General features: G+C 36.2%; 10 protein-coding genes. 1 reads left to right on the top strand and 9 read right to left on the bottom strand.

Translation table 11 applies throughout. The features are described 5' to 3' along the window. Positions 1 to 124: 124 nt before the first annotated feature. Positions 125 to 913, bottom strand: coding sequence for a hypothetical protein (locus FJ213_11350; GenBank protein MBM4176749.1), 789 nt, complete (start codon positions 911 to 913; stop codon positions 125 to 127). A 278-nt stretch (positions 914 to 1191) separates the two neighbouring features. Between FJ213_11350 and FJ213_11355 the strand changes: the two genes are divergently transcribed. Next, complete coding sequence (locus tag FJ213_11355; protein MBM4176750.1) at positions 1192 to 2562, top strand: tryptophanase; 1371 nt, start codon at positions 1192 to 1194, stop codon at positions 2560 to 2562. A 305-nt stretch (positions 2563 to 2867) separates the two neighbouring features. Here the strand turns inward: FJ213_11355 and FJ213_11360 are convergent, their stop codons facing one another. The 8 genes from FJ213_11360 to FJ213_11395 form a co-directional block, all read right to left on the bottom strand. Continuing rightward, positions 2868 to 3242 carry a protease inhibitor I42 family protein gene (locus tag FJ213_11360; GenBank protein MBM4176751.1) on the bottom strand — a complete coding sequence of 125 codons (375 nt, stop codon included), beginning with the start codon at positions 3240 to 3242 and terminating at the stop codon, positions 2868 to 2870. Positions 3243 to 3418: 176 nt separating this feature from the next. Beyond that, a complete protein-coding gene (aqpZ, locus tag FJ213_11365) occupies positions 3419 to 4105 on the bottom strand; it encodes an aquaporin Z (GenBank protein MBM4176752.1) in 687 nt (228 codons plus the stop codon). A gap of 93 nt (positions 4106 to 4198) precedes the next feature. Further along, positions 4199 to 4684 carry a cupin domain-containing protein gene (locus tag FJ213_11370; protein ID MBM4176753.1) on the bottom strand — a complete coding sequence of 162 codons (486 nt, stop codon included), beginning with the start codon at positions 4682 to 4684 and terminating at the stop codon, positions 4199 to 4201. A 667-nt stretch (positions 4685 to 5351) separates the two neighbouring features. Continuing rightward, on the bottom strand, positions 5352 to 6299 hold the full coding sequence (locus FJ213_11375) for an ADP-ribosylglycohydrolase family protein (protein ID MBM4176754.1): 948 nt from the start codon (positions 6297 to 6299) through the stop codon (positions 5352 to 5354). Between the two features lie 187 nt (positions 6300 to 6486). After that, positions 6487 to 8700: a T9SS type A sorting domain-containing protein gene (locus FJ213_11380; GenBank protein ID MBM4176755.1), complete on the bottom strand. Its 2214-nt coding sequence runs from the start codon at positions 8698 to 8700 to the stop codon at positions 6487 to 6489. Next, positions 8697 to 9923 (bottom strand): T9SS type A sorting domain-containing protein, encoded by a 1227-nt coding sequence (locus FJ213_11385; protein ID MBM4176756.1) that lies wholly within the window; start codon positions 9921 to 9923, stop codon positions 8697 to 8699. The genes FJ213_11380 and FJ213_11385 overlap by 4 nt, the downstream gene beginning before the upstream one ends. Before the next feature lie 205 nt (positions 9924 to 10128). After that, on the bottom strand, positions 10129 to 10905 hold the full coding sequence (locus FJ213_11390) for a hypothetical protein (GenBank protein ID MBM4176757.1): 777 nt from the start codon (positions 10903 to 10905) through the stop codon (positions 10129 to 10131). A 144-nt stretch (positions 10906 to 11049) separates the two neighbouring features. Then, positions 11050 to 11178, bottom strand: a 129-nt coding sequence (locus FJ213_11395; GenBank protein ID MBM4176758.1) for a T9SS type A sorting domain-containing protein, incomplete at its 5' end; no start/stop codon positions are given.

An 11178-nucleotide genomic window follows, 5' to 3' on the forward strand; every position in this document is an offset into this window, starting at 1 on the left:
ACTGATTTTAGAAAAAGCTCTCTCGTCAAAATTAATTTTACGATTATACTTTCACCAAGAAAAAAATTAATGATGCGATTGCAGTCAGTAATGACCAACTGCAATCACATCTGGCTAAAAAAAATCAACCAGCCCAATTCAAGAATGGAATGAACTTAGCAATGATTACATAAACCACCCAAATAATGAATATTGTAATTAATGACTTATTCTTCTCAACATTGAAGATTTTTCCTAATCCAACTCCAGCGACATATAATCCCCAAAGTGTGAATGGATTTAACTTTGACATAAAATATCTTAGGTCTGAACCTTTCTCAAAATCAACAAAAGTTGCGATGCTAATACCTTGGATTAGCTTTACCATCACAAAAGAAAGTATAACGACGAGTATAACTTCAACGACTCCGATCCAATAAGTCATTCCATATACTGTTAAAGCTCCTTTGTACTGACCTGTTCCTTTAAGAAGCTTTGTCCATACAATCCAATAGAATAAACTCACGAGGAATAAGAAAAGAAATATAAAGACTAATGCGCCAATACTTCTGAAAATAGTTCCTAAGCCCCCTTCCATCATTCTTTCAGCTTGTTCAATCTGCTGATCGGCTTGTTCTTGAGACATTTGTCCTTGCTCAACCGCATCCTTGAACTGTTTTTCCATTTGAGCACGCTGCTCGGCAATTACTTCAACTTTGATTTCTGGATTGGACATAATCAAAGAGTTAGATAGAATTGCTACAGCGATTAGAACAATCGTAGGTATCAACCAATCAATCGTTTTGAACTCAAACTTTTTTATGCTTTCAAAAACTGCTGAAGGTTCTGTGAAGATTCCGGTGACTTTATCGAAAAATGACAATTCCTGTTCAGTGGAATTTTGATCAGGTTGTAAGGTGCTTTCCTGCTCCATTGTACTCTCCTATGTTTATTAATGGATAAGAACACTTACTCAAATATAGAAATTTTACTAATATTTTTGTCGAAAATTATTCAACGCTTATTCGCTCTGCAGGACGGCTAAATCACAAATTCCAAAAGACAAATATCAATTATTTGAAAAACAAAGATCAATTCTTTAACCTTAAACCGCTAACCGAAACCAATAACTCAAAACAAAAAACTAACTTAATCATGCTGAACGATAAACTAAAACTTGATACTTGCTCCTCATCGACTTAATTTTGAACCATGAAAACAATCATTGAGCCCTTCAAAATCAAATCAGTAGAATCAATTAGATTTACTAGTAAAATTGAAAGAGAAAAAATCCTTAAAGATGCATTTTTCAATACATTCTTGATCCATTCCCAAGATGTTTTGATTGATTTACTGACAGACAGCGGAACATCTGCAATGAGCTCCGAGCAATGGGCAGGAATTATGCGCGGCGATGAAGCTTATGCCGGCTCTCAAAGTTTTTACAGATTTGAAAGTGTTATCCAAAAAATTACGGGTTTTAAATATATAATTCCTACACATCAAGGTCGAGCTGCAGAAAAGATTTTATTTTCAATCGTCGGAGGAGAGAAAAAATATTTTCCAAACAATACTCACTTCGATACAACAAGAGCGAATATAGAATATACTGGTGCCGAAGCAGTTGATTTTATAACTGAAATCGGAAGGCACCCGGAAAAGAGAGGGGATTTTAAGGGGAACATTGATCTGATCGAGCTCGAAAGTTTTATTAATGAAGTCGGTCCAGATAATATTCCATTTGTGATGCTTACAGTCACGAACAATTCCGGCGGCGGACAACCCGTCTCGATGGAAAATATTCGAGCGACGCGTAAACTTTGTGATGAGTATGGATTGAAATTATTTCTCGATGCCTGCCGTTTTGCTGAGAATGCGTATTTCATTAAAAAGAGGGAAAAAGGTTATGAAAATAAAAGCATTCTCGAAATTGCTCAGGAGATGTTTTCATACGCAGATGGATGCACAATGAGTGCTAAGAAAGATGCTTTGGTGAATATCGGCGGATTTCTCGCAATGAATGATGAAGAGTTGATGATGAAGTGCAGGAATGTTTTGATCGTTACGGAAGGATTTCCGACTTACGGAGGATTGGCAGGAAGAGATTTAGAAGCAATTGCTCAGGGACTCGAGGAAGTCATTGATGAAAATTATTTGCAGTACCGGATCCGCTCGATTGAATATCTTGGTGAAAAACTTTTAGCGGCAAATGTACCAATACTTGAACCGCCCGGAGGTCATGCGATTTATCTCGATGCAAAAAGATTCTCTCCGCATATTCCTGCGGATCAATATCCTGGACAGTCGATCGTTTGCGAATTGTATTTACACGGAGGAATTAGAGCCGTTGAAATCGGAAGTGTTATGTTCGGTAAGTATGATAAAGAAGGAAAGTTAATTCCGGCGAGACTTGAACTTGTTAGAATGGCTCTGCCGAGAAGAGTCTACACACAGAGCCATGTCGATTATGTTGCGGAAGTTATTATTGAAGTTTTTGAGAAAAGAAAATCTTTGAGAGGTATGAAAATTACCTATGAAGCTCCGATGCTAAGGCACTTTACAGCGAAATTCGAGTATGCTTAATTGAGAAACTCAATTTTGTATCAGTAGAAAATCAAAAGCAATAGAACACAGATCACATGGAGTCCTTCGCCGCAGCACTGTGTTGAACATGGTTGTTTTCTCGATACATCCCGACTCTTATTCTGAACCATTCATAGTCGGGATACTCGAAAACCTCTAAATGGTTAGCGGTTCTCGAGTAGTCCCGATTAATTAGTAAAATTCAACTCGAAATCGGGACGTATCGAGAGAACCTAAATTGATAATCTTCATGACCCTTCGGAGGCAAGCGTGACGAATTATCACGGATTAAAGTTCACGACAGTTTATTTAACTCGAACGTAAATTGTTTTTGATTCGACTGTTGAATTCGGTTCCCATGAACGGTTATATTCAAAGCGGAGAGAATCATTACCGATACTCATTCCCTTGAAGGTCCAAATTTCTTTACCTCCGCTGCCAACTAATCCAGGTCTATCCGGTAAATATTTATAACCAGCTGTATCCACGATTGAGACTGATGTTCGATTAATCCATTTCCAGGAATATCCAGTCGTGGGATTGGATTTCAATTCAATTTGGAAACTTTTTCCTTTTTCGATATCAAAATCAAATTTATAATCTGAACCATTATTATCTCCATTTTTTCTGCAAATAAAAAACAGAGAAGAAATGACCAATAAAAAAATAATCTTATTCATAGGTTCTTAAATGAATTAATTAACAGAGTTACGCAGAATGGATTTTTAGTCATGTTGAGTCCCGAGTAATCGGGACGAAACATCTAATAAATTCCGAAAATTCCAAATTCAGATTCTTCATCCGTCAGTTGACGGATTCAGAATGACTGTTTTGCGTAACTTTAGTTAATTAATTTTTATTCAGTGTCAGGTGATATCATTTTATAAACAAATCCTGCTAAAACGGCACCGACAATTGGTGCGACCCAGAATAACCATAATTGACCAACTGCCCAGTCACCAACAAATATTGCTTGACTTGTACTTCGTGCAGGATTCACGGAAGTATTTGTTACGGGTATGCTTATCAAATGAATGAGGGTTAATCCCAATCCGATTGCGATACCTGCAAATGCTTTCGGTGCTTTTGGATGAGTGGCTCCTAAAATTATAACAAGAAACATAAAAGTCATTACGACTTCACATATTAATGCAGAAAGCATGCTGTATCCGTCTGGGGAATGCATATCATATCCGTTGGCAGCAAATCCGCCAATTTCAAATCCTGGTTTCCCACTTGCAATAATATATAAGATACATGCCCCTGCAATTCCTCCCAGCACTTGAGCTGCGATGTAAGGGAGCAATTCTTTTTTACCGAAGCGGCCGCCTATCCAAAGTCCGATTGAAACTGCTGGATTCAGATGCGCTCCTGAAATGTGTCCCACAGCATAAACCATAGTTAAAACGGTTAAGCCAAAGGCGAGAGAGACGCCTGCAAATCCAATTCCAAGTTCAGGGTATGCCGCAGCTAAAATTGCACTGCCGCATCCTCCTAAGACTAACCAAAAAGTTCCGAAAAATTCTGCAATTAATTTTTTCATAAATGCTCCTAATAAATTGTTATTAAATTATTAACACGAATTAATTACTTCTAGTCTCCTAAACAAACAAACCAACATCGCTGAAGTAAAAAATTAATTTTCATTAACATATTTTCGTTCACAGCCGCTTTTTGATTTAACTTCAATTAAATCTTCCGGAAGACAAGAGTGAAAAGATAGAACGACTAAATCTTCATTTCCAGGAAAAAATTCATGCGGCAGATTTTTATCTATTATATACCAGGTGTTCTCATTAGATGAATCAAATGATTTCAAATCGCGCAATTTGTCGCCGATCATCACCTTACCGCATCCCTCAATTACTGTAGTATGTTGAACACTATTTGGATGATAGTGGGAGATTGAGGGAGTATTTTTTTTAATAACAAATATCCATACTGATTTAATTTCATCAGGCAGGGTAAACGGTAAGGAAATAGACTTAATTGCTTTACCTAAGAAAGGTTGATCTGATAAATTGAGCTCAAGCTTTAACTTTTCAATGATTCCTATTAAGTCTGAATCGTTAAAGATGAGTTCAGTAATTTTATTTAATTTTGTTAAATAACTTTGCTTCATATTTTGCAACTGCTAATTTTCTCAAATCATTTAACTTGTGTTAAGAACTCGACAATCTGTAAACTGGTTGCATTGCTTGGTTTAAATCTGATATTGCCATTCTGTTTAACACGTTCACAATTTCTTGGTCAGATAAATGTCGTATAAATCTCGGTGCAAAATTCTCATTTATTATCCAATCTTCTGTATGATAAATGTGTTCAGGACGATAGTGTCTAAATTCAATTTCAACAAAGTTAAAGTGGCTAATTACCTGTGTCCTGCCGTCAAGTGTAAAATCTCGTTGCAGTCCTGTCTGAAACAATGGTCTTACGAAACGCCAAGTTTGAGGGTCAACGCCACTAACACAAATGTTACCCTGGTTCATCCGTGTAATCCCAGTAATTATAATTTGCTTCCTGAATAGTCCTTGTCGGGCACACGTATTACAAAGAACACCAGCATTTGAAATTATTGGTGTCGTTAAGCGTTGTCCGCAGGCTATGCAATTAGTTTGAGTAACTGGCATCTGTGTCGTATTTTAAAATTGCCGCTAACGTTTCGCGGCTTTAAGAAGTGGCGATGAACCAAGACCAAGCCTTAACAAATATAGATAAAACTTTAAATTAAACCCCTTTTCCATTTCAAATTATTCGTTTGCCTCGCCATTTCTAAAACCCGCTGTTAGCTAATGGCATTTTTGTTTTAATAGTCTTTCAGTTAAATTTTCTAAATCTTTTTTTCTGGCTATTTGATCTATCCAATTTTTCGGAATATTATCAAATCCATAAAGAAGTCCTGCAAGTCCCCCTGTTACTGCACCTGTCGTGTCTGTGTCGCTACCTAAATTTACTGCTTTCAAAACTGCTTCTTTGTAATTGTCTGTTGTCAGCAAACACCAAATACTTGCTTCAAGTGTATGTAATACATAACCGCTACTTTGAATTTCTTCTTCATCAAGTTTGTAAATTTCGCTTTTTAGTAGTCTGTCAAATAACGCAATTTCTTTTGGATTAATTGACAGACGTTTCAAGTGATTTGAAATCTCAGTTTGCAAGTTTCCATAAATTTTAAACTTGTCTTTTCCATCAAAAATTTGTTTCGCAAATTCAAGATAGTAAAAACAAGCAATTACTGATCGGATATGTCCGTGAGTGATTGACGAAACTTTTTTTGTAATGTCGTAGCGTTCGTTGATTTGTTTGTCAAGTATGTAAAATAGTAACGGCAAAATTCGCATAAGCGCACCGTTTCCATTGTCGCTTTCGTCAAAACCTCCTGCCAATTCTGGTTTCTCGCCTCGTGCAAGTCGTAAAATTGCTTGTCGTGTTGCTATGCCGATGTCAAAAACATTTCCGTGAGGTGTCCAATAATTTTCGTGATACCATTTCACAAAATTTTGTCCGATTACATTTAGATTAAAATCTTGTGTTAATGCTTCGGCAAGGCAAAAAGTTAGAGAACTGTCGTCAGACCAAGTTCCTGCTGGTAAGTTATATGTTCCGTAACCAATCATATCAGTTACAGGATTTTTTCTTATTGTATCACGGCTTTTAAACTCTACAGGAACTCCAAGTGCATCACCAACTGCGACTCCAAATAGAGCAGATTTAATACTGTTATTTTTGTCTGTCATTTTTTATGTGTAATGTTCTGTATGCTTGCAGCTAACGTTCTGCAAAAACATACATTGCCGTTGCGAACTATTATAAAAATATTTATTGAGAGCAACGGCATTGAGCGATTCGAGACTTAATGTCGAAGAATCTCTTAGGAAATTATTATTTGCGTCATGTTTTTGCTTGTTAGCTGCAGTTGCCCTTTCATCTGATTAAAACAAGTTTCTTGGTTTCAGAAAAAGAACCCGCTTGCAATCGGTAAAAGTAAATACCGCTTGGCAAATTTGCGGCATCCCACCTTTGCTCGTATGTTCCGGCCGGTAACTCCCCGGAATAAAGAATAGCTACTTCTCTTCCAATAAAATCAAAAACTTTTAGAGAGACTAAAGAACCCGATGGGAGACTGAACACAATCGTCGTGCTCGGATTGAAAGGATTCGGATAATTCTGATAGAGAACAAATTTCTCCGGATTATTTTCAGCGAATACTACGCGTGTTGTATTTGGAAATCTATACCTTAAAATTCTTGAAGAGAACTTAAATTCGCCAACCCACAATGTACTATCTGAAGCGGCTAATGATCCCGGCATGTGAAGTTTTCTATCCGAGATTCCAGGTAAAGTATTTCGAATTGATGTTTGTCCTAATACAACAACTTTGGAAGTATCTCCGGCATCATCAACATTCTTCCACATCAAAACTTGATTATTAGAATTATTAGCAATTGCAAAACTATTGTTAAACGTTATTGCGCTTGAAGGAAGATTTAAATTTAATTGTGGTGAACTCAATATAACTTTATATGGCGAAGGAACAACGCCAGGAATGAAATCTGCCACTTTATAAACGTAAATTCCTCTTGGATTTCCATCTTGCACAGTTACACAAAAATATTTTCCATCACTGTGAATATGATTCATGTTTGTTGCAGGCAAAGAGAAAGAAATAATCGGATTTACCAAGGGCGATGCTGGTATGCCCTGCCAGATTCCAATTGTTCCATTTCGGTTTGATAAATAAAAATATGAACTATCCAGCGCAACTCCTTTTAACTCTTGAAAAATAAAATTTCCAATAGAATTTGAATACACCGTTGAAGGTAATTCTCCATTTAGAGGAATTGAATTCCAAACTGCAATTTTATTTTTTCCTGCGAGAACAATTTTATTTTTATAAAGCGCATTATCCCATGGTGAGATATCAAGCGGAGCTGTTCTAAGCGGAATCTTAACATCGGGAGCTTTTCCGCTAATTGTTGGAATCGTTTTCCAAATCCATAAGCTTGCGTCGAAATCTGAAGACGCAATTAGAATTTTTCCGTCAGTAGCGACGACAGGATTTTGAATATAATTTATTGAATCGAGCGTATTTACAGAAACCGAAGAACTGCCTAAAGCAAAATCTGGTAACTGATTTGGCGAAGTTGGAATTGAATTGAAAATTTGGACATTATTTCCATTGTAATTATTTACAAACAATTTTCCGCTTGCATAAACTACATCGGGACCATCACCATTTTTGTAATAAGGATTTGTAACTACAAGGTTCGGTCTTTGTGCTGAAGAAACTGGAATTGTGTTCCAAAAGTAAATCGATGACATTCCACCGGCAACGAGTTTCCCATCCGGAAGTTTTACGCCTTTTATCCAGACTTCATTCTCGTTAAAGAAATCATAAGTCTGATTTTGTAGAGTTGGAAAAGAATTCCAAAAGAAAGTTCCGGGTTTATCGCCGTTAACTTTTGCGTTGTGATCTCCAACAAAGAAAAAAGTATTTCCATCAGTTGAAATATTTCTTGGTGTGCCAAAGTTTGAATTCGTAATGGTATAATCGGGTAATTGATTATTGCTCGTCGGGATTGAATTCCAAAATAAAATTGAACTTCCGTGAGTTGCTACAACAGCAAGTCGAGTTCCGTCTGTCCAAACTCCCCAGGGCCAGCCGTATCTTATAGGAATTCCCGGTGGAGAAATTGCTGGAAGATAAATCTCGCAGTCGGCAGCTTGTCCATTTTGATTTGGAAACGTTCTCCAAATTAGAACCCTATCATTATCTGTGTCTGCAATTGTAACCACGCCATTTTGTGCAACCGAAACATTCCCAGGAAAATTTAATTCACTTTTTGATGAACCGGAATTATTCGATGTTAAACTATTTTGTCCAAGAACAAGATTCGGCATTGTATTCCATGAAGTTGGAAGGGAATTCCAAATCAAAACTCTATTATTAAAACGATCGCACAGTAAAAATCGAGTTCCATCGCTTGCAATACCGCTGGGATGATTAAAATATAAAGCGCCACCCGTATTATTAAATCCTACACCCGATAGCATAAGATCGGCATTTTGTCCGTTCACAAACCAACTTTGTGAAAGGACTAACCTTGTAAAGAAGAAAATAATAGCAAGTGTTTTCATCTTAATAAAATCATCTTCTTTGTTTCGGAAAAATCTCCTGCGATCATTCTATAAAAATAAATTCCGCTTGGTAATTGATTCGTCGCTGGCGAATTATGAATTGAGAATTGATAATTATATGTGTTGTTAGATTTTTCTTCATCGACGAGCGTTGCTATTTCTCTTCCAAGTACATCGAGAATATTTAATTTTACATAGTATGATTTTGGAATGTGAAATTTAATATTTGTCATCGGATTGAACGGATTCGGATAATTTTGATAAAGTTTGAAATCATTAATTCTGTTTTCTTCTATCGAACCTGTCGAGCCTGTTACCATCAAAGGTTGAATCCATCCTCTTTGTCCGGACGAATTGCCTATTTCAGCTCTAACGTATTTTTCAGTTCCGATTACTGTATAAGAAGCTTCGTTACTTGAAACCGTCGATAAAGTATTCCCGTCTTTGCCGATGAACTTAATTGAATTACCATTTTGGCTTTTTAAATATATTCTGTTCGAAGAATAAAAAATCGAGTCAAGTATTATTCCCGTACTGCAATAAAAATCTCCGTTTCGAATTGCTTTTACCAAAGTATCTTTATTATTTGATGAAGAATAAACCATTATCCAAGCTTTAGCTTGATGACTTTCGCGGTGCGAATCATCCGCAGCAACTCCGTAAATTAGTCTTCCGGTAGAAAGCACGCTATCCCATACTGAAATATCCGTATGTCCCGGTTGATTTATTGTTACACCATTGTAGATCTCAACATGCATTAAGCGACTTTGCATATTTTCTATTACTTGTTTTGCGGTAATTGGAATCTGGTCATATCTCGGATGATTTAAAAACGGGACAGCATTTTGATTATATATTAAATCTATTAGCTGTTGATGAGTAAGATTCGCTCCGCTAACTCTGCTCTTCAAATCAAGTGCAGTAAAATGTCCCCACAAACCGCCTCCTGAAATTCCTGCTTCCTCGCCATTTATTACTGTAAAATCCGGAGTTGAAAGAGGGGCAGCATTGAACCAGGCGCCATGATCTGTAAAAACTAAAAAATCATAACCTCTCGCTTTATATTGCGAAACCACTTTCGATGCTGTATATGAGGTATCGGTTATATCTCCGCTGTAAGGATAACAATGTGTGTGAGTGTTTCCTTTAAAATATTTTTTTTGTGCAAAAGAAAAGTTTGAGATTAATATTAATAAAACTAAAATGTTTGATAGAAATTTCATTCATCTCACTTAACGTTTAAATGAAATTTAGTAGAAAAGAATTTTAAAAAGAAATATTTTTTTTTACAAGGCCGTCTCAGAACTGTCATTCCGAATTCATTTCGGAATCCAATGTATGTATTTTAATTAAAAATTAGATCTCGAATCAAGTTCGGGATGACTAAAACAAACTATTGAGACAGCCTCTTTGAAAATCTATAGAAGATTACTTTTTATAGTAACATAAATCTGGTCTTACCTTTCCGTACTTCTGTTCAATCTTTAAGATGTTTGGAGCTAATTTACCCCAAAGCTCATCTTCTTCAGATTTAAGCTGCTTGCTTACAGCATCCATAGCTTGATGAAAATCAACGGCGTCTTTCGCAAACTCTGTAAGAGCAATCATGTTGTTGTTCTCGCCGATTTCCATTAACCAAATATCATAAGCGTTAGGAACATTTTTCTCCTCGTAAAGTTTTTTCCATTCTTTTAGAACTTCCATAACCTCTTTTCTTTTTTCTAATTTAAAGTTGAAGAAAATCCAATGTGCAAAATTTCCTTCTCCTTGTTTAAGTCTCGGATTTTTTGGAACGTAAGAAAATTCGGAAGACCAGCGAATAACGAATTCTTTGTGTGTCTCGATTGTCGATTCGTTTTGCTGGTAAAACTTGGTCCATTTATCTTTATCGATTTTATCCCTTGCTGCAACAAATTTTTCATACATATTATCTATCTCGGCAAAATTTGCAATCGGCATAAGATAGTAGTAGTGAAAATCGTCGCGCTGCGATGCATGAATTTGGGATACATCAAGCTTCGCTTCGTGCATTAGTTTTACCCAATCAGCAGAAGTATTTTCATACTGATCGAGCATGCTAACTTTTGCTGTTTCTTCGTGAACGAGAAACAGCTGATCTTTCTTTTCATTTTGTGCAGTTAACGATTGGAAAGCAAAAAGTGCAGCAAATGTAAAAAGAAAGTAGAAAGATTTTTTGGGATTCATAATTATTCTCCTTTCGGTTTTGAAGTAAGTTTTCTTTAAGCCCAGTGAATTGAATTGTGCGATAAATTAGTAAACTAATTTATTACTAACAAGAAGAAGTATTTTGGATGTTTAATTTAGAGAAGCTTCAAAAATTTTAAGCTCTCATTTCAGCAGAATCATCTTCTTTGTTTCAACAAAATTATTTACCTGGAGCTGATAATAATACACACCACTTACAAGTTCCAAATTATCATTTCCGAATTTTACATCATATTCTCCGGGTTGCATCAT

This window comes from Ignavibacteria bacterium (assembly GCA_016873845.1).
GTDB lineage: Bacteria > Bacteroidota > Ignavibacteria > Ch128b > Ch128b > JAHJVF01.